Raw genomic sequence first — 20518 nt, forward strand, 5'->3', positions numbered from 1 at the left:
TTCCGGACTTGGCTTTTCTACATTGGGAGTCGGACACCCTGTTTATACTTGTATCAACATAAACGCATTGATTTGGATAACTATCTGCTTCACAATCCTTTCCTTTTTGAATACTTAGGATTAATTCTTGTCTTACTGATCATGTTTGGGGCAACTTACGTTGCTGAAAAAATACAACCACTTCGCCCCTGGCCGGCAGGTGGGCTGATTATCGCTCCTATAATCTATTTTTATCTGATTCTGAGTGCCCACCTGGTTAATATCCCTTTTACAGACGATTATAATTTGCTTGAAACGATTTACAAATTCCGTCAGGAAACAAATTTCGTTGAGTCAATGAAAATCCTTTTTGAACAGATCAATCAGCATCGGTTTCCATTTGAACGGACTATCATGTTGATCATGGTCTTTTTTACAGGAACCGTCAACCTGAAAGTTCAGATCCTGTTGGGAAATATGTTCATGCTTGCAATTTCTTTTTTGTTTTTCAGATCATTTAAAAAGGAGGAAATTTCCTGGTATTATTTTATACCAGTTCCTTTTATACTTTTCAATCTGATTTATTTTGAAAATGCATATTGGGGTATAGCTGCGATACAAAATACTCCTCTGCTGTTTTTTGCGTTTTTATCCGCTTATGGCCTGGGTAGAAATGATCAGAAAGGCCTCATCATTGGTATACTTGCTGCCATCATAACCACCTATATTAGTGGTAGCGGCATGCTCACCTGGATTTCCGGTGCACTGATATTGGTTTTACAAAGAAGATTTTCGCTGCTTATTCAATGGGGAATCGCTGCTGCAGTAGTCATTGCATTCTATTTCCTTTTCGATTATCATTTTATTACTTCCGGCTCGGAAAAGCCCTGGAGACATCCTATATATAATCTGGTTTTTGTTCTGGGTTTTTGGGGAAATGCATTTTATCTGGATATACCTCATCCTTCAATTCCGGGTTTTTATACAGACATGATTGCCTGTGTGTTGGCCGGAGTGCTGATTGGTTTGGTTGTGCTTGCGTGGTTGCTTCGTTCCCTTAGTAATGCAAGATTGCATTGGACGCATTGGCTGATATTGGGGGCATTTTTGTTCGTGGTCGGAACCGGATGCATGTTTGTACTAAGCAGGCCATTAACAACCTGGTTGATGCATGGAGGCAACTTCTTTTCACGCCGTTATATGATTTTTGGCGTGGCAGGACTTGCCGTCACGTATATCGCGCTGCTGATTTTAACAAAAAGCATGAAGCAGTTACAAGCAGGAATTGGCATATTTACTATGCTTGTATTTCTGGGATTACATGTAACCAGTTATTTTAAGTCAATACCACAATTAAGGAAGCATTATGAAGAACTTTCTCTGGATGGCTATTTCTTTCAAAACTTTTCTACTTTCTTAACTACAGGTAATAATTTTGGAGATATTCCTTTCTGGAATCATCCTACAAGAATGAAAGAGCTGGTCAGTTCTATCGAAAAAGGGGGACTCAGTAAATTATACGAATCCAACCATTTTCCAGCGCACCAGCTTTTAATCGAAAAGACAGGGAACAGGGAACAGGCCTATCAGGCCAAAACAGAAGTAAGTGTATTCATAAGGCCAAATGAAGAGTCGTTGCCACCCAAATCCATTCGCCTCACTGCTGAAAGTGAAAATGGACAGCATCCTTCTTATTTCGTACTGAGCTCAGACAAACACACCATTGTCCTGCCAGCGTTGCCTACTCCTCATACATTTAAGGACTTCCTGGCTACCTGTACTTACTATCAACCAGTTTACGAATACACCTTATTCCGCAATAAACTACCTGCAGGTAATTTTTCATTGTGGGTAATGGTTAAGCAAGGGGAACAATTAATTTCAAAGCCTACGGGAAAAACGCTTTTATTGTATTAATAGCCAGTTATGGAAATACTTACCTACAATTTGAATGGAATTCGGGCAGCGATAAAAAATGGCCTGATAGAGTGGTTAAGCGATAAAAATTTTGACATCCTCTGCTTCCAGGAAGTAAAAGCCACACCCGATGTGGTAGACCTGACTGGTTTCGAAAAATTAGGTTACGAATTGATCGGATGGCACGCCGCAGAGAAGAAGGGCTATAGCGGAGTAGCCATTTTTTCAAAGATCAAGCCCGACTTCGTTTCAATCGGAGCCAATCTACCGGTTTATGATATTGAAGGCCGTATTCTCCGTGCAGACTTTGGTGACATCACCCTCTTAAATTGCTATTTTCCTTCCGGTACCAGCGGAGAAATTCGCCAAGGCGTCAAAATGAGTTTCCTGGATGATTTCTATCTATGGGTGGACGAGCTCCGGAAGGAACGCCCGAACCTGATCATTTGCGGCGATTATAATATTGCTCATACTGAAAATGATATTCACGATCCTGTACGGAACAAGAAATCGTCCGGTTTTCTTCCGGAAGAAAGAGCCTGGATGACCAAATGGTTTGAAAATGGATATACCGATGCCTTCCGACACATGAATCCGGATCTCAGGGAATATTCCTGGTGGACGTACCGCGCAGGTGCAAGAGCCAATAACAAAGGGTGGCGTATTGACTATATATCCGTTGCCAATACGATCAAAGACCGTATCGTAGCAAGTCGGCAATACAACGATGCAGTACATTCCGACCACTGTCCGGTTTGGCTGGAAATCAGGTAGAAACAGCTGGGTTATCTTTTCTATATCCTGTTTTTATTTCGTATTTTTGATCAGGTCTGTATATAAAACCTTGGAGTTATGAATATTGAAATGCCGGTAACATTGAGAATGGGTGAGCTGATGAGTGGCGATGAGTTTTTTCAGTTTTGCCAGATGAATGACACACTAGAGTTCGAAAGAGACTCAAACGGTAATATCATAGTTATGTCTCCAACAGGATCATTTACAGGGAATTTTAATTCCCGTATTTCAGGTCATTTGTTTATCTGGAATGAAAGTACAGGTTTAGGTGAAGTATTTGATTCTTCAGCGGGCTTCACTTTGCCAAATGGCGCTGTTCGTTCTCCCGATGTTTCATGGATTAAAGAAGAAAAATGGGCAGCACTCAGTCAGGCGGAAAAAGAAAAATTTGCTCCGGTATGTCCAGACTTCGTAGTTGAAATCCGTTCCAAATCAGATGATATCAAATATCTTCAGAATAAAATGGGCGAATATATCGACAACGGCACTCAACTGGGCTGGCTGATCGATCGCTTCGATAACAAGGTTTATATTTACAGTTCCCGAAAAACCATGTTCGTTCACGATACACTTGACCTCCAATTGTCCGGCGAAGAAGTACTTCCCGGATTTGAGCTTGATCTGGGCGCTTTAATAAAATAATAATCAGGGCAAGTAAGTCCCTATTTCAATTTAACATTGTTTCAGTACTTTCTTATTTATAAGCCTTTTGGAATGCTTTCACAATTTACCCGTGAAGGCGACCACACCACACTGGCTGATCTCGCCTTTGACTTTCCCAAGAATGTTTATCCTGTAGGCCGACTGGATGCCGACAGTGAAGGCCTTTTGTTGCTTACGAACGATAATACGCTTAAAACCAAACTGCTTGAGCCTCGATTCAAACATAAGAGAACTTATTACGTGCAGGTAGAAGGAGAAATCACTCAACCGGCCTGTAATGAGATGAGCGCAGGAGTATTCATTTCTATTAATGGTAAAAAATACCAGACATTACCTGCCAAAGTGATGCTGATTGAAACACCCGCATTGCCCGAACGCAATCCGCCCATCCGATTCAGAAAGAACATTCCTACTTCATGGATTTCAGTAATTCTCCATGAAGGTAAAAACAGGCAGGTTCGTAAAATGACGGCTGCGGTCAATTTCCCTACACTACGATTGGCACGATGGGCGATTGGAGACATATCCCTGGCTGATTGTCCTGCGGCTGTTACACCGGGCATTGTTTGGGAACTAACTGCAACCGACATTACACGCCTTCTCCGATAACTTGCGAAGCAGATTTAAATGACTCCCCTGATTATTGACAAACCAGGCAGAAGCGTTATTTTTGCAGATATCCGTTATTCATTCTCAGAAATAGATACACCACAAAATCCTGTCAGGATGTAATGATTGTGGTGAATATATACTCTTTTAACTTACAATTACTTGGCAAAGGAACGCAAGGAAACTCCGCTTAACAAACAATACAATCAGATAAAGGCAAAATATCCCGGTGCATTATTACTGTTCAGAGTAGGAGATTTTTATGAGACTTTCGGTGAAGATGCTATACGCGCTTCCAAAATTCTGGGCATTGTACTTACTCGCAGGAATAATGGGGGCTCACACGAAGAACTTGCCGGTTTTCCCCATCATTCTCTTGACAATTATTTACCGAAACTGGTACGAGCCGGAGAGCGTGTAGCCATTTGTGATCAGCTGGAAAATCCGGCAGAAGCTAAAGGAATAGTAAAACGAGGTGTTACAGAACTTGTTACGCCGGGCGTATCGCTGAACGATAACGTACTGGATGTCAGAAGGAACAACTATCTGGCGGCAGTGCATGTCGGAGATGACGATCAGTATGGGGTTGCCTTCCTGGATATATCTACCGGTGAGTTCATGACTTCACAGGGCAATGCTGCTTATGTAGATAAGATGCTCCAGGGATTTAGTCCTGCTGAAGTACTTTTTTGTAAAAAACACAAGCAGGTGTTCAATCAGCTGTTTGGTGGTAAATACCATACATTTCAGCTCGAAGATTGGTGCTTTGGTTATGAATACGGTTATGATCAGTTAATTTCACACTTTCAGACCACAACACTGAAAGGATTCGGTATTGAAAGCCTATCATTAGGTATTGTGGCGGCTGGTGTAATTCTTCATTATCTCCGTGAAACGGAACATAAAGAAGTAAGCCATATTAGTCGTGTAACCAGGCTCGAAGAAGAAAAGTATGTGTGGCTGGATCGGTTCACAGTCCGCAACTTGGAACTGGTATATCCACAACAGGAAGGAGGAGTTCCACTTATTCAGATCCTGGATCAGACCGTAACGCCCATGGGAGCACGTATGCTTCGCAAATGGGTGGTACTCCCGCTGAAAGACAGGCATCCGATTGAGGAACGCTTAAACACGGTTGAGCAATTTCTGAAGAATGAAGATTTTCATGAAACAATTACTCAGCATCTAAAACATATTGGGGATCTTGAACGACTTATTTCCAAAGTTGCAGTAAGACGTATCAATCCCAGAGAGCTGGTTCAGTTAAAAAAATCGCTTAATCAGATCGCTCCGATCAAAGATTTGATTTCTTTTCTTTCAAAAGAAAAAGGAGCTAAAAAAGATCTTTTCGGTGAAAGCGCCATTCTGCATAAATATGCTGATCAGTTGAATCCATGTAGTTTTTTAGTTGATGAGATTGAAAACAAACTTCGCGACGACGCACCTGTGCTATCCAATCAGGGACGTATGATCAAAACCGGTGTAGATACGGAACTCGACGAACTGCATGCCATATCATACGAAGGGAAAGATTTTCTATTAAAGCTTCAAAACCGGGAAATAGAAAGAACGGGCATTGGATCATTGAAAATTGCTTACAACAAAGTTTTCGGCTATTATCTGGAAGTGACGCATGCACATCAGAACAAAGTGCCGGCAGACTGGATCAGAAAACAAACATTGGTGAATGCAGAACGGTATATCACACCTGAACTCAAAGAATACGAGGAAAAAATCCTGACCGCGGAAGATAAAATTTCCTCTATTGAATTCAGGATTTTCAGTGATTTAGTCCAGACAGCTGCTGAATATGTAGCCACCATACAGCAAAATGCAGTTATTATATCTACACTCGATGCATTGGGTTCGTTTGCAACCATCGCCAAAAAAAATAAATATGTAAAACCAGTTATCACAGATGGGAAAGAACTGGATATCAAAGACGGACGGCATGCGGTAATCGAACAGCAGCTTCCTCTTGGAGAAACTTACGTACCTAACGATGTATACCTAGACAACTCCCGACAACAAATTATTATCATTACAGGCCCTAACATGGCCGGTAAGTCTGCCTTGTTGCGACAAACCGCTCTAATTGTCCTGATGGCTCAGATGGGTTCATACGTACCCGCAAAGTCCGCACACATGGGTTTGGTGGATAAAATTTTTACCCGTGTGGGAGCAAGTGACAATTTAAGTCGTGGTGAAAGTACGTTCATGGTGGAGATGACTGAAACAGCCAGTATTTTGAATAATCTCAGCGACCGAAGTTTGGTATTAATGGACGAAATTGGACGTGGAACAAGTACTTATGACGGTGTTTCAATTGCATGGGCCATCACGGAGTATTTACACAGTCAACCGGACGTAAGGCCAAAAACACTTTTTGCTACACATTATCATGAACTGAATCAGCTCGCCGATGACTTTCCCCGTATCAAAAACTTCAATGTGGCCGTAAAGGAAGTTGACGATAAGATTATTTTTCTGAGAAAACTTAAACCAGGCGGAAGTGCACACAGTTTTGGTATTCATGTAGCTCAGATAGCCGGCATGCCCCAACCTATCGTGTTACGGGCTAGCGAGATTATGCAGCATCTGGAGAAAGATCATGTAACTACCACGCATAAGAAAAGAGTAAAAGAGATACCTAAAAATAATTTCCAGCTAAGCATCTTCGAGCCGGCTGATCAAAGTTTGGAAGAGCTGAAAGAGAAAATGAGTCAGGTAGATGTCAACACCTTATCACCTATCGAGGCTTTGCTCAAATTGAATGAATTACAGAAAATCATTAAGAAATAAAGGAATAGTTTCTGATATGAACAGAAGGATTTTATTCATTAGTAAACTAGAGTAAATTTAGAATTTAATTAACCTATATCCCGATAATGAAAAATACTACGCGTTTTCAATTGATGGGCATGATGTTCCTGCTGTACTTTGTATGGGGGGCATGGTATGGCCAAATGAGTAAGTACATGTTTACAAGTCTCGGCGCCACCGGGACACAGGTTGGAAATGCGTATGCCGCCTTTTCTATTGCGATGATCATCGCCCCTTTCTTCGTAGGAATGATCGCCGACCGTTATTTCGCAGCGCAAAAAGTATTGGGTGTATTCAGCCTGGTAGGAGCAGCCCTGCTTTATGTAATTACCGGCGTAACCGATCCCGATACCTTTTTTTGGGTAATCCTGGCCTATTGTATCACTTTCGCCCCGACAATGGCACTTACAACTTCCATCGCGATGCAGCATGTCAGAGATTCAGAAAAAGACTTTCCGCCTATTCGTGTGATGGGAACTGTAGCGTGGATCGTCGTTTCCAATATTATTGGCTACTATGGCTTTGGAGATAGTGTAACCATTTTCCGGTTATCCATGGTTGCAGCTGCACTTCTGGGTGTATATTCTTTTTTCTTGCCAAATACGCCACCGAAACCCAGTACAAGTACCTCGTTTTCTGACATTCTTGGTCTTGATGCATTCAAGTTGTTTAAAGACAGATCTTTTGCTGTTTTCTTCTTTTCATCTTTATTAATTTGTATTCCTTTGTCATTTTATTACGCCATGGCGAACCCATCTCTAACAGATGCCGGCATGACAAACGTAGAAAATAAGATGTCACTGGGGCAGGCTTCGGAATTTGTCTTTATGTTGCTGATTCCTTTTGCATTCCGCAAATACGGAGTAAAATGGATACTGATTGTAGGATTGATTGCCTGGATCGTACGTTTTATGGCTTTCGGTTATGGAGATTTGCAAAGCGAATGGCTGCTTTATATCGCTATTATATTACACGGTGTTTGCTACGATTTCTTCTTTGTAACGGGTCAGATTTATACTGATAGCAAGGCAGGGGAAAAATACCGGTCATCTGCGCAAGGATTGATAACGTTGGCCACGCATGGAATAGGTATGGGAATTGGTTCCTGGATCGCAGGCGTTGTAGCAGACATGTATACGGTCAATGGTGTTAAAGACTGGACATCTATCTGGATGGTTCCTGCTGGTATTGCGGCTGTTGTGCTTGTTCTTTTTATATTCCTTTTCAAAGACAACAAAGTAAAAGCAAACGCTTAATTTCGATGATATCCAATAACTAAAAATGGTCAGAGAGCTATTAGCTTCCTGACCATTTTTAGTTTATTCAAGTAGATATCCTACCATTCGTCTCTGTCTTCACCTCTTCTGGACGATCCTCCACCACCTCTTTTGTATTCTCCACCCCTTCCCTGATCTCTTCCTCCGAAACGATCTCCTTTACTTTGCTCAGATTTACCTCTTCCTCCATAGCCACTATTGCCACCTCCGTAGCCCCCACTATTGCCACCGCCACTATATCCGCTACCACCGGATGGGCGGTCTCTGTTAAAGCTGCGCGGAGCATCATCACGCGATCTTCCTGTATCTGCAGATTTCCCGCCTGTTTCTTTTCCTTTTGATTCATTGACTACCAAAGGACGGCCATACATCTCTGTTCCGTTCAATTCACTGATTGCAGTACGTGCTTGCGTTTCATCAGGCATTTCTACAAACCCAAAGCCCTTACTCTGACGAGTAATCTTGTCAATAATAATTTTTGCGGAGCTTACTTCGCCGAATTTTTCGAAAGCCTCACGCAACTCGCTTTCTTTTAACTTAAAAGAAAGGCTCCCAACAAAAATGTCCATAGAAATGCCTGTTTTTTTAGATGATTTGAAGTTATAAATTTATTTATTTTAACTGATATGCTACAACACTGTTCTTCATGAATGTGGGAACATACACAATTTTCTTTACAGAGTCATATCCTATATCAGCAGCATTGATTTTATCAGCACTGGTATCCAGCATTTTCTCAGCTCCTTTGTCTGTCACGTAGTACACTATACCTGCCCAGCAAGATACAATATACTCTCCTGGTTTTACCTGTTCAATACCATCTGTGCTTTTATCCATTCCCTCAGCAATGACAGTAATTTTCTTGTCTGCACTAAGCCTTTTCAATGCACCACTGTCTGCAATAAGCAAATCAGAACCCACAGCGAGTAGTCCGTTCGGCCTTGTAAGATCCTCAAAATAAGTGGATATTTTACCATCTTTTATCAGGTGAACTTTCTTTGTATCTGAATCAGAAACATAAATATTTCCTTTTGTATCAATAGTAAGATCATTCAAAAATTTAGCACCGTCTACCTCGTGTTTTTTAATGATCTTTCCACTCCGGGCATCAATTTCTACCACCGCTGTAACATCAGCCACATATAGCTTATCCCCCATTTTACCCATTCCCTTCGGCGCATCCAAACCTGTTACCCAATCCTGAGCGATGATTTTTCCATCAGTTCCTACTTTAGCAATCCCTCCCTTTCCATCCTTTTCTCCAGGTTTGCCATCAATCTGAGCCACATACAGAAGCTTATCTTTTGCACTGCAGAGAACAGATTCCGGAATTGGAAGCTTTGCTTCTGTTTCCCAAAGTTTGTGCAGAGAATGTTGCGCTTGTGCATACACTACTGAAAATGTAGCCAATGCGGCTGTCAAGATTAATTGCTTGTTTTTCATATTATCTCTTTGTGTAATTAAATCAATGAAAGCCCTTGAAACAGGAATTTATACTATACTTATTATATAAAAAATATGCCTGTTAAGAGTTAAAATCAAACATGCTCATATAAAAAATCAGCCCGGTCAAAAATTCTGACCGGGCTGATGAACTATTCTTTATTTTCTCCTATTCTTTTTTTTATTCTTCGCTTCAGGCTCAGGTGTGGAAACCACCGTAAGATCTTTAATACGAATATTTCTGAATCTTAACGGAGAACCATGTCCCAGGAAGCCCAGATGCCCTTTACTACGCGTTAATCCAGGATGTTCCCTCTTATCGGCAGTACCATTTTTACTTGCTTCTGCCAAATCACCATCCAGAATAACTGTACCATTCAGCGTAACACGAATTCTGGACCCTTCTACACGCACTTCCTGATAATTCCACTCACCCATCGGCTTCAAAAAGCCGCGTTTGGCAGGAATAATCCCATACGCTGAACCATGGTACTGATACTCTTTCAGATTCTTATAAATAGGCGCATCATTATCCAGAATCTGGATTTCTGTTCCTACATAAGCGGCATCACCTTCCAGTGGCGTACGAATTCCCAGGCCATTGTTAGCACCTGGTGTCAGTTGGAATTCAAAACGAAAATCGAAGTCAGCATATTCATCTTTTGAATAAAGATTACCATTTCCACCACGTTTCGGATCCACCATCATTTCGCCATTTTCGATGAAATAAGCTTTGGTATTCCCAATCCACTCGTGCATATTGGTCCCGTCAAATAAGACTCCAAAACCATCTTTCTTCTCCTGATCCGACAAAATAAAAGGTTGTGCCTGAGGAATTTCCCTCACATATACATCCCTGTAATTGATCTGGTTTCCATGCGCCTGCAGTTCAATCTGTTCTTTCAGGAAAATGGGTAGCTTACGATCCCAGTAATTTTCAAGAATTACATTATCCACCACATTCTCGCCATTGAGATCCACAGAAACCCGATCACCGATCATTGTAATATGAAATGTGTTCCAGTCTCCGATCGCGTTATCCGCCAGTTTGGATGGCTTACTCGGGTTTTTAACGTTATTATACAATCCGCCGGAACCTACCTGCGCACCCACATCCACACGCGAAGTATCCCAGATCTGCACCTGCGGCGTACCTCTCAGGTAAATACCGGCATCACCGTCTTTCTGTATTTTCCAATCCACATACATTTCAAAATCGCCATACTGCTTCACAGTACAAAGGTTGTCGCCATGGCCTGAAAAAACCAATTCACCATCCTTTACATACCAGCCTGTACGAGCAAGTTCGTCCGCCTTTTTCTGCTTATATGCCAATGAATCTGCGCTCATTTTAGCGCGTGCGATGGGATTCTCCACCAAGCCTTTCCAACCTGAAAGATCCTTACCGTTAAACAAGGCGACAAACCCTTCGCCGGAAGGTAATTCAGACAAATGTTTACGTAAAGATTCTTTCTGATAATCACTATCCTGTCCTTTCAATACTGCGATTGTTTTGTTGATCAGCGCTTTGATTTCTTCACTGTAGAAACCCTTATTCGAAAGAGCAATGCTCATAACCGCTTGCGCGGCTGCCTGTTGCACGCCCGCTTCATCCAGATATTTACCTGCAAAAAGCAATGCATTGAATGTTTTGTTTCTCGCCAGTTCTTTCAGAATCAATTCTTTTTGCACATCTGTTTTGGCAAGCGCCATGATATCACGAAGCATGATTACTTTGTTCACCGGCGTCTTTGCAGATTTTGATACAGCAGCCACATAGCCTGTAAGAGCAGAATTCAACTCAGCAGCGTCAGCAGTTTTACCGGCAATGGAAAGCAATTCAGAAGCAGCACTTGCATCTGACCAGTTGGAAAGTGCATAAATAGCAGCTGTTTTAGTCGTAGCGTCACCAGAATTATAAGCTTTTACCACCGAAGCGAGAGCAGATTTCCCTCCGATACTTGCCAAAACTGACAGGTAATGTGGTTGCGCTTCCGACCGAGCCGAGCTCATTTGTTTGAGAATTAAATCACTTTGTGCCGCTTGTGTACCCACTCCTTTCACACCATCACTAATCGCCTCCTGAATTGCAGAGATATTTTGTCCTTCCGGTGCAGTATCAATCAATGTAAACAACTGAGACAAATCATTTGCAGTTGCTGTTGATTTTAAAGCTGTATAAGCCGCTTTTTTCACACCGGCATCACTACTTTTCAGCATTGATGCTACCAACCCGAACTGATCGCTTGCAGCTCTCGCAGCCAATACGTCTATTACAGCAGCTTGGGCAGCAGGAGGAAAGGTCATGATAGGAGCAGCAATTTTGTTCACAACACCGTTGCCTTTCATGGTCAGCAAAGCACCTTTCACCGCCTCTACCTCCTCAGCATTTCCTTTTTTAAGTACAGGAATCAGACTTTTAATCGCACCTTCCTGCCCGATTTTCCCGGCAGCCCATATTGCCGCCAGACGTACTGACTTATCTTTCGCATTGAGAGATTTCAGTACAGCCGGCAAGGCGTCTGTCGACTCAGCTCGTCCCAGCATCGTAATAATTTCCGCCTGCACTTCAGGTTTTGATTTTGGCAAAGCTGTTAACCAGGCTGCCGTACCATTGGCCATTGTATATTTTTGACCTAGTTTCAGTGCTGCCGCCCGATACTCCGGATCAGTACTTTCCATCGCCTTCACCAATACAGGCACACTTTCTCTTTTCTTACCATCCGCATAAATTTTGAGCGCTGCAGAACGGGTTGCAGTTTGTTCGGGAGCAGGTGTACTTTTAATCAATTCCAAAGCCGCTTTCTCACCCAGTGCTTTATCTCCGCGGTGTACCAAATTGGACAGGTATTTCACATACACACCTGTTGCATCAGTTACGTCATATCTGAAAAGCGCCTTTTTAGCCGCGGCCTCCAATACAGGCGCCGATGAAGGCGAAGCAATTTCAGAAAGTGCAAACAAACTTACTTTACGTAATTTGACATTATCACTCGTTGCAGACTTTTCTATCGCGGGTACCGCCTCCTTATAACGCGCAGTTCCCAATGCTTCGGTAAGCCCGACGAGAACGTGTCCTTCAGCCCCGGTTAAAGCTTGCAGCAAAGCAGCCCCGGCGGCAGGTGTGCCAATACGTGCCAATGCTCTGGAAGCAGGACCCGAAAGCCCTTCATGTGCCAAAAAGCCTTTCAGCACATCTACGGATTCATCCTTACCTACCGTCTGTAGCTGATAAATCAGAAACGCTTTACTATCAGGATCACTCACTTTTGACAAAGCCTCGCCATAAGCTTCTGCAGCCAGTTTCCGCCAGGCTTCTTTTCCCGACTGAGTAGCTGCGTAGGTAAATCCGCCGAGTGCGTACTGGATTTTAGAGTTATCCCCTTTTCCCGGGGCTGTAAGCATGGAGGCAATCTGCACAATGCCAGGTTTTCCCAGCTCAGCGATTTCTTCCATATTTTTGTTCAATGCCGAAGCATTCTCAGCAGGAACCTGAGCCAGCAAATCTGCAATGCGTGTGGCGGTTGTCCTGTTTTTATCAAGTTGCGCCATGCTCTTATTGAGCATCAGGCAAAGTATCAGTATTGAATAAAAGTATTTTTTCATATCGAAAGACCTGGCATACAGGTCTGAAAGAGATTATTTACAATTGATCGGAAACAGTGTTATATGGTCCACGGACCTCTCATGGGCTGATCGATGAGTCGGTTAGCTCCTTCATCATCTATGAACTCCTGCTTATCCGGATCAAATTTCAGAGATCTTCCCAAACGTAACGCGATCAGTCCCATATTCACAATCGTACATGAACGGTGACCATTTTCTTCATTGAGGGCAAACTTCTTTCTCTTTTTTACGGCATCCACAAAGTCCGTTACCTGTGGTTCGGGATCAGGGAATGCTGCCAGTTTCTTTTGCAGATCAGGAATATCAGATTGAAAATTCGGATACAGCTTTCCTTTCGGTCCTTCTATATAGGCCACTTTATCATCTTTCGCTTCTCCATCAAGCACAATCTGGCACCCATCCGCATAAGTATAAGTAATACGTCTCCACGTCCCCACCGCTTCCGTATGTTGCTGAGGAGCATCTATTTCTACACTCACCGGGCTGGTATCGTCTTTCCCAAGGAAATATTGAATAGGATCAATGTAATGCTGGCCCATGTCTCCCAGTCCGCCTCCATCGTAATCCCAGTAACCACGGAAAGTCTGATGCACACGATGAGCGCTGTAAGGCTTATACGGAGCAGGCCCAAGCCACATGTCGTAGTCGAGCTCGGCCGGTACTTCCTGAGGTTCATTATTGGTTTTGCCTACCCAGTAAAATTTCCAGTCGAAACCAGTATGACGACTCACTGTAACTTTCAACGGCCAGCCCAGCAATCCGCTCTGAACAAGCTTTTTGATAGGTTTCACCGTCGTTTTCATTCCGTAGAAATTATCTTCAAACCTGAACCACGTATTCAGCCTGAAAACTCTTCCGTGCTGCTGCACAGCCTCTACCAACCGCTTTCCTTCCCCGATTGTACGTGTCATCGGTTTCTCACACCATACGTCCTTACCAGCTCTTGCAGCATCAGCAGCAATGATTCCGTGCCAATGCGGCGGCGTTGCTACGTGTACAATATCTACCTCCGGTAGCTGAATCAATTCTCTATAATCGGAAAAAGTTTTAACTCCTTTTTCTACCATGCCTACAGCCGTCTGCAAATGTTTTTTGTCAACGTCACAAAGTGCAACGACCCTAGTTCCGGCATAAGGGATATGGCCGCGCCCCATGGATCCAACACCCACAATTGCTTTTGTAAGTGTATCACTGGGAGCTAGAAATCCCTTTCCCAGAACATGTCGGGGTACAATGGAAACTGTGGCAATCGTAGCAAGAGAACCCTTTATGAAGTTCCTCCTTGACGAAGAAGTACTTTCCTTTTCTTTCATCGGTTAACGGGTATAACAGGAATTTAAAAAAATTTAAAAAGTGCCCTGAAATTAGGACAATATTAGAATGTTACAAAGCTGAAATCAGAAAACATTACCACGAATTTAACTTGAGAAAACATATATAAACCGGCACGGCAATATCCTGAATATGAAGTAACAATATCCACACGAAGATGCACGGCATCTTCGCAGCCACACCTTTTTTTGTAAGTTGCTCTATTATTTAAATTTTTCAATACAGAATAATGGTTCCGTCTATAACGGGATATTTCCGTGCTTTTTCCTGGGGAGTGTAGCTACTTTGTTTTCCAGCATTTCAAAAGCCCGGATGAGTTTCATTCTGGTTTGTTCAGGATAAATTACTTCGTCGATATACCCCCGGTGTGCTGCACGGAAGGGATTAGCGAATTTGTTAGTATACTCATCTACCTTTTCACGAAGCTTTTCTGCAGGATTATCCGCTTCCGCAATTTCTTTTTTGAAAATGATTTCAGCTGCCCCGCTGGCTCCCATTACAGCGATTTCGGCGGTAGGCCAGGCAAAGTTCATATCCGCACCAATGTGCTTGGAATTCATAACATCATACGCACCGCCGTACGCCTTACGTGTAATGACTGTAATTCTGGGAACAGTCGCTTCACAGAAGGCATACAATAGTTTGGCTCCGTTACTAATGATGCCATTCCATTCCTGATCGGTTCCCGGCAAAAAACCCGGAACATCTTCCAGAACCAGTAACGGTATATTGAAACAATCACAAAACCTGACGAAACGTGCCGCTTTCTGGCTGGCATTAATATCTAACACCCCTGCAAGTACGGCAGGTTGATTCGCGACTACGCCAATACTTCTGCCAGCAATACGTGCAAAGCCAACTACAATATTTTCGGCAAAGTTGGTGTGGACCTCAAAAAAGCTCTCAACATCCGTTACTTCCGAAATCACCTGTCTGACATCATAAGGCTGGTTCGGATTTTCAGGAATAAGATCTATCAGGGAAGGTCGATTTTCATCTGCTGATTGATATGCAATACGCGGAGGCTCTTCTTCACAGTTTTGCGGTATATAGCTCAGCAACTTCTTAATAGACAGGATACACTCCACTTCATTAGGAGATACAAAATGAGTAACGCCTGACTTGACGGCATGCGTCATAGCTCCACCAAGCTCCTCAGATGTGACATCCTCATGCGTTACCGTTTTTACCACATGAGGACCTGTTACAAACATATAGCTGGTATTTTCAACCATCAGGATAAAGTCAGTAATAGCTGGAGAATACACCGCTCCGCCTGCACAAGGACCCATGATGGCTGAAATCTGAGGAATTACACCCGAAGCGAGCGTGTTTTTATAAAATATATCAGCATAACCTGCCAGGGAAAGTACTCCTTCCTGTATCCGTGCCCCACCAGAATCGTTTAAGCCAATTACTGGTACACCGTTTTTCATAGCCAAATCCATAATTTTGATGATTTTCTCAGCATGTGTTTCTGAAAGAGAACCACCAAAAACAGTGAAATCCTGAGCAAAAACGTAGGTCAATCTTCCATTCACTTTACCGTATCCTGTGACCACACCATCTCCCAGATAATGTTCTTTATCCAGACCAAAATCCTTGCTCCGGTGCATTACGAATTTCCCGATTTCTTCAAAAGAACCTTTGTCGAGCAGAATTTCTAAGCGCTCACGAGCCGTTAGTTTTCCCTTCGCATGCTGTGCACGGATCCTCTTCTCACCTCCACCTAATGCAGCTTCTGCATTTTTTTTATCTAATATTTCCTTTTTTGAAAATGCAGCTGATCCGGGTTCCATGTATTACGTGCGATATGGTTACTTTTGCTTTTGAACTGATTATAAATATAAGGTCATTTTTACTGAATCAGGAAATAATTGTATTCTAATGAGCCGACTCCATCTGCGCTTTTTCATTCTGCTTTTGATCCTGACCGGATTCAATCACCTGATGATAGCACAACCCGCAGGCGGCAGAACACAAATGGATTTCCTGCAGTTACCTGCTCAGGCAAAAAATGCAGCGTTGGGTACGCATCATTTCACATTTTCGGGCCATGATCCGGCATTGGTTTTTCAAAGCCCGATACAAGCCGACTCCAATATATCCGACAATGTATCAGTAAATCTAATGCCTTATTTTGCTGATACCCGCTTCGTGAATCTGGCATATGGAAAGACAATTAAGACAAATGGAACCTGGGCTACAGGAATTCAGTATCTGAATTATGGCACGATGCAGGAAACGGATGACGCTGGTAATGTAACAGGGGAATTCAGAGCAGCAGATTATAGCATTGCAGCAGGTTATCATCATCATATAGGCGCGTTTTCAGTAGGAGCTACAGCCAAGTTGGTTGCTACATCGATCGAATCCTATACCACCTGGGGACTGGCTATGGATTGGGGAGCAGCTTTCAGGCATCCCGAAAAAGATATTGTTATTGGTATCGTTGCCAAAAATCTGGGTTTTCTCAAACAAAATTACTACTCCGGAACTGCACCAGCTCTTCCACTTGACCTGCGGATTGGTATAAGCTTTAAACCCTTGTATATGCCCATACGATTTTCGGCAACCGTTCACCATCTGAATCAATTTGACATGGTATACAATGATCCTCGTCTCTTTTATTCGTATGACCAGAGCGGCACAAAAGTTGCGCGTAAAATAGGACTGGCAGAAAAAATGGCTCGGCATCTTTCGCTGGGTTCAGAGATATTGCTGCATCGACGTATCCGTATTTTGGTTGGATATGATCATCTTCGCAGACAGGAGCTAAGGCTCTCTGATCGGGGAGCACTGGCAGGTTTTTCTTATGGTGCCTGGCTTGGACTGGGCAAATTTGAAATCAGTTATGGACGGGCTCAGTTTGTCCCAGGCTTCGGGAGCAATTCTTTATCCATTGTGATGAATATTAAAAATGGTTTTAAATACGAAAAGGTTTACAACACATCTTCAAACAATCAAACGAAATGATTACGTTATCGGAAATATGGATCTACCCTGTCAAATCGCTGGGAGGAATCAGGCTGAAGGAAGCAGAAGTACAAGCCAAAGGTTTGCAGTATGACAGAAGGTGGATGATCGTTGATGAAGACGGAGTGTTTCTCACACAACGGGCATTTACACAAATGGCTCTGATTGATGTGAGTCTGGAAACCACCGGACTTAAATTACATTCCAGATTAGACGGTAGCATCATTGATATTCCCTTTCAGCCTGAAGATGCCATAGAAATTACAGTTAAAGTTTGGGATGATACAGTGCCTGCACTTACTGTAAGTAAAAAAGCAGATGAATGGCTTAGCAAACAGTTGGGCAAAGCGCTTACATTGGTGGTCATGCCTGACACAACGGAGCGAAAGGCTGATCCAAACTATGCTAAGAATAATGAAAATGTGAGTTTTGCTGATGGTTTTCCATATATGATGATATCTCAGACAGCCTTGGACAACCTGAATAGCAAAATAGACAGTGATCTTGAAATGAGGCGTTTCAGACCTAATTTTGTAGTGAGCGGTACCGAGCCACATGCAGAAGACAACTGGGTTGAGATTCGTATAGGAGATATAGAATTTGAGATTGTCAAACCATGTGCACGTTGCGTGCTTACCACCATAGACCCCGATACCGGGCATAAGGGACCTGAGCCTCTAAAAACATTAGCTACTTACCGGCGTGTGAATAACAAGATTATGTTTGGGCAAAATGCTGTTGCAAAGCAGGATGGCGTGATTAAAGAAAATGCAGTGGTATCTATTTTAAAAACTGCTCTATAATAAAATAACCCGTTTTTCAGACGGGTTATAATAGCTTCATATTAAGAGGTTACATTTCTGCTTCCCCTCCTCCGCTTGACTGAAAGGGACTTTTCATAATACCCCTCTCCGAGTTACGGATAAAATTCACGATTTCATCACGTTCATTTGACGGTGGTGATTCGAGTTCTACCTTCTCCAAAGCAATAGCATTGTTAAATCCACGCATATATATCTGGCGATATATATTCTGTATTTCGACAATCTTTTCATTGCTATAACCTCTTCTCCTCAATCCAACACTATTGATACCTGCATAAGATATTGGTTCTCTGGCCGCTTTCGTGAAAGGAGGTACATCTTTTCTGACCAGGGAAGCACCGGAAATAAATGCATGTGATCCAATTTTCACAAACTGATGCACAGCACTCATTGCACTTATAATAGCCCAATCGCCCACATGCACGTGGCCGGCCATTTGTACATTGTTTCCAATGATACAGCTGTTTCCTACCCGACAGTCATGTGCGACGTGCGCATAAGCCATAATGAGGCAATCAGAGCCTATAACTGTTTTCCAGTGTTCTTCTGTACCTCTGCTTATTGTTGCATATTCTCTGATCGTGGTATTGTCTCCAACTACAGTGAGTGTATATTCATTATTGTATTTTAAATCCTGAGGTGTAGCAGATACCACAGCACCAGGGTAAATACGGCAATTTTTCCCGATACGGGCACCAGCGTTAATTACTGCATGCGACCCTATCCAGGTACCTTCACCAATCTCCACATCATGGTGAATCATTGCAAAAGGTTCTACTTCTACACCCTGCGCTAACTTGGCATCAGGATGAATATATGCTAATGATTGTGTCATTTTTTCTTTACGAGGCTTGCGATCATATCGGCTTCACATACAAGTTGTCCGGCAACATATCCCCGGCCACTCATTTTTACAATACCTCTCTTCATTGGTGAGGTGAATTCGCATTTAAATATTACAGTGTCTCCAGGAAATACATTCCGACGGAAACGACATGCATCAATCCCAATCAGATAAGGCCAGTAATTGTCAGGATCCGGTACACTTGTTAAAACCAGAATACCTCCCGTCTGAGCCATTGCTTCCAATTGCAATACACCCGGCATCACCGGATTTCCAGGGAAGTGGCCAACAAAGTATTCCTCATTGATCGTCACATTTTTCACACCGACAACACTGTTCTCATCCAATGCGATAATCTTATCGATCATCTGGAACGGATACCTGTGCGCCAGAAGTTCTCCGATCTGATTGATATCAAAAACGGGAGCTTTGGTCGGATCGTATTGAGGTATGTTACCTTTTCCTGATTTTATTAGTTTTTTAATCTTTTTGGCAAGCGCAACGTTCGCTGCATGTCCCGGGCGTGCTGCAAGTATCTGTGCCTTAATCGGCCGGCCGATCAGTGCGAGATCTCCTATAAGATCCAGCAATTTATGCCGAGCCATTTCATTGGGATAATGTAGCTCTACGTTATTCAGAATGCCATTAGACTTATCAACACTCACTTTTGGCTTATTGAGTAATTGAGACAAATGGTCCAACTCACCATCTTTCACTTCCCGGTCCACAATGACAATGGCATTGGTAACATCTCCTCCTTTAATCAGGTTTTGCTTATACAGGGCTTCAAGCTCATGTAAGAAAACAAACGTTCGGCACGAAGCGATATCATCTTTAAATAAAGTAATATCATTCAGAGATGCATGCTGGCTACTGATTACAGTCGAGTTATAATCGACCATGACGGTGAGCCTGTAATCCGAAAGGGGTAAAGCAACCATTTCAGTGCTTGTTTCCGGATTTTTATAATGCACATATTCCGGAACTTCGAAATAGTTACGGTAAGCATTTTGTTCTTCAGTACCCGCATCGATAAGTGCATCTACAAATTTTATAGAGCTTCCGTCCATAATAGGAGGCTCAGGGCCATCCAACTGGATCAATACATTATCAATTTGAAGACCTACAAGTGCAGCCAATGTATGCTCTACGGTGTGAATACGTGCGCCGTTCTGTTCTATGGTAGTACCACGCGACAAATCTACAACGTTGTCCACGTCAGCATCCACAATGGGTTGACCCGGCAAGTCAACGCGCTGAAACTTGTAGCCATGATTTGCGGGTGCAGGTACAAAAGTCATCGTAGCTACGACACCGGTATGTAAACCTACTCCTGTAACGGAAACTGATTTAGCTATGGTTTGTTGTTTTTCGTTCATTATATATGCTCCTTATCTGCTTAAAGGCGA

15 protein-coding genes are annotated in these 20518 nt (G+C 42.8%); 8 read left to right on the top strand and 7 right to left on the bottom strand.

Going from position 1 to position 20518, the window contains the following annotated elements:
- Nucleotides 1-72: 72 nt before the first annotated feature.
- The 6 genes from AC1XUE_RS18600 (at nucleotide 73) to AC1XUE_RS18625 (ending at nucleotide 8042) form a co-directional block, all read left to right on the top strand.
- Nucleotides 73-1896 (top strand): hypothetical protein, encoded by a 1824-nt coding sequence (locus AC1XUE_RS18600; protein WP_483357490.1) that lies wholly within the window; start codon nucleotides 73-75, stop codon nucleotides 1894-1896.
- Nucleotides 1897-1905: 9 nt separating this feature from the next.
- Nucleotides 1906-2670 carry an exodeoxyribonuclease III gene (locus tag AC1XUE_RS18605; RefSeq protein ID WP_483357491.1) on the top strand — a complete coding sequence of 255 codons (765 nt, stop codon included), beginning with the start codon at nucleotides 1906-1908 and terminating at the stop codon, nucleotides 2668-2670.
- Nucleotides 2671-2748: 78 nt separating this feature from the next.
- Nucleotides 2749-3333, top strand: coding sequence for a Uma2 family endonuclease (locus AC1XUE_RS18610; protein WP_483357492.1), 585 nt, complete (start codon nucleotides 2749-2751; stop codon nucleotides 3331-3333).
- Nucleotides 3334-3369: 36 nt separating this feature from the next.
- Nucleotides 3370-3963, top strand: a complete 594-nt coding sequence (locus AC1XUE_RS18615) for a pseudouridine synthase (RefSeq protein WP_483357493.1) — start codon at nucleotides 3370-3372, stop codon at nucleotides 3961-3963.
- A gap of 162 nt (nucleotides 3964-4125) precedes the next feature.
- Nucleotides 4126-6765, top strand: coding sequence for a DNA mismatch repair protein MutS (mutS, locus tag AC1XUE_RS18620; protein ID WP_483357494.1), 2640 nt, complete (start codon nucleotides 4126-4128; stop codon nucleotides 6763-6765).
- 86 nt (nucleotides 6766-6851) lie between these two features.
- Nucleotides 6852-8042 carry a nucleoside permease gene (locus AC1XUE_RS18625; protein WP_483357495.1) on the top strand — a complete coding sequence of 397 codons (1191 nt, stop codon included), beginning with the start codon at nucleotides 6852-6854 and terminating at the stop codon, nucleotides 8040-8042.
- A gap of 80 nt (nucleotides 8043-8122) precedes the next feature.
- Here AC1XUE_RS18625 and AC1XUE_RS18630 read toward each other — a convergent pair whose 3' ends face one another.
- From AC1XUE_RS18630 to AC1XUE_RS18650, 5 genes are all read right to left on the bottom strand, one after another.
- Nucleotides 8123-8632 (bottom strand): RNA recognition motif domain-containing protein, encoded by a 510-nt coding sequence (locus AC1XUE_RS18630; RefSeq protein ID WP_483357496.1) that lies wholly within the window; start codon nucleotides 8630-8632, stop codon nucleotides 8123-8125.
- Between the two features lie 43 nt (nucleotides 8633-8675).
- Nucleotides 8676-9506 carry a strictosidine synthase family protein gene (locus AC1XUE_RS18635; RefSeq protein WP_483357497.1) on the bottom strand — a complete coding sequence of 277 codons (831 nt, stop codon included), beginning with the start codon at nucleotides 9504-9506 and terminating at the stop codon, nucleotides 8676-8678.
- A 159-nt stretch (nucleotides 9507-9665) separates the two neighbouring features.
- On the bottom strand, nucleotides 9666-13112 hold the full coding sequence (locus AC1XUE_RS18640; RefSeq protein WP_483357498.1) for a 3-keto-alpha-glucoside-1,2-lyase-like domain-containing protein: 3447 nt from the start codon (nucleotides 13110-13112) through the stop codon (nucleotides 9666-9668).
- 59 nt (nucleotides 13113-13171) lie between these two features.
- A complete protein-coding gene (locus AC1XUE_RS18645) occupies nucleotides 13172-14446 on the bottom strand; it encodes a Gfo/Idh/MocA family oxidoreductase (protein WP_483357499.1) in 1275 nt (424 codons plus the stop codon).
- 258 nt (nucleotides 14447-14704) lie between these two features.
- The gene (locus AC1XUE_RS18650; protein ID WP_483357500.1) at nucleotides 14705-16264 is read right to left on the bottom strand and encodes an acyl-CoA carboxylase subunit beta; all 1560 of its coding nucleotides are present in this window, start codon (nucleotides 16262-16264) and stop codon (nucleotides 14705-14707) included.
- A gap of 88 nt (nucleotides 16265-16352) precedes the next feature.
- Between AC1XUE_RS18650 and porQ the strand changes: the two genes are divergently transcribed.
- Nucleotides 16353-17441 carry a type IX secretion system protein PorQ gene (gene porQ / locus AC1XUE_RS18655; RefSeq protein WP_483357501.1) on the top strand — a complete coding sequence of 363 codons (1089 nt, stop codon included), beginning with the start codon at nucleotides 16353-16355 and terminating at the stop codon, nucleotides 17439-17441.
- Nucleotides 17438-18244 carry an MOSC domain-containing protein gene (locus AC1XUE_RS18660; protein ID WP_483357502.1) on the top strand — a complete coding sequence of 269 codons (807 nt, stop codon included), beginning with the start codon at nucleotides 17438-17440 and terminating at the stop codon, nucleotides 18242-18244. The genes porQ and AC1XUE_RS18660 overlap by 4 nt, the downstream gene beginning before the upstream one ends.
- Before the next feature lie 49 nt (nucleotides 18245-18293).
- Here AC1XUE_RS18660 and lpxA read toward each other — a convergent pair whose 3' ends face one another.
- Both lpxA and AC1XUE_RS18670 read right to left on the bottom strand, forming a co-directional pair.
- Nucleotides 18294-19100 carry an acyl-ACP--UDP-N-acetylglucosamine O-acyltransferase gene (gene lpxA, locus AC1XUE_RS18665; protein WP_483357503.1) on the bottom strand — a complete coding sequence of 269 codons (807 nt, stop codon included), beginning with the start codon at nucleotides 19098-19100 and terminating at the stop codon, nucleotides 18294-18296.
- Entirely contained in the window at nucleotides 19097-20488 is a 1392-nt protein-coding gene (locus AC1XUE_RS18670; protein ID WP_483357504.1) for a bifunctional UDP-3-O-[3-hydroxymyristoyl] N-acetylglucosamine deacetylase/3-hydroxyacyl-ACP dehydratase, read from the bottom strand. Before AC1XUE_RS18670 ends, lpxA begins: the two co-directional genes overlap by 4 nt.
- Nucleotides 20489-20518 lie beyond the last annotated feature (30 nt).

This window comes from Dyadobacter sp. HNCC25DJ187, assembly GCF_056895255.1.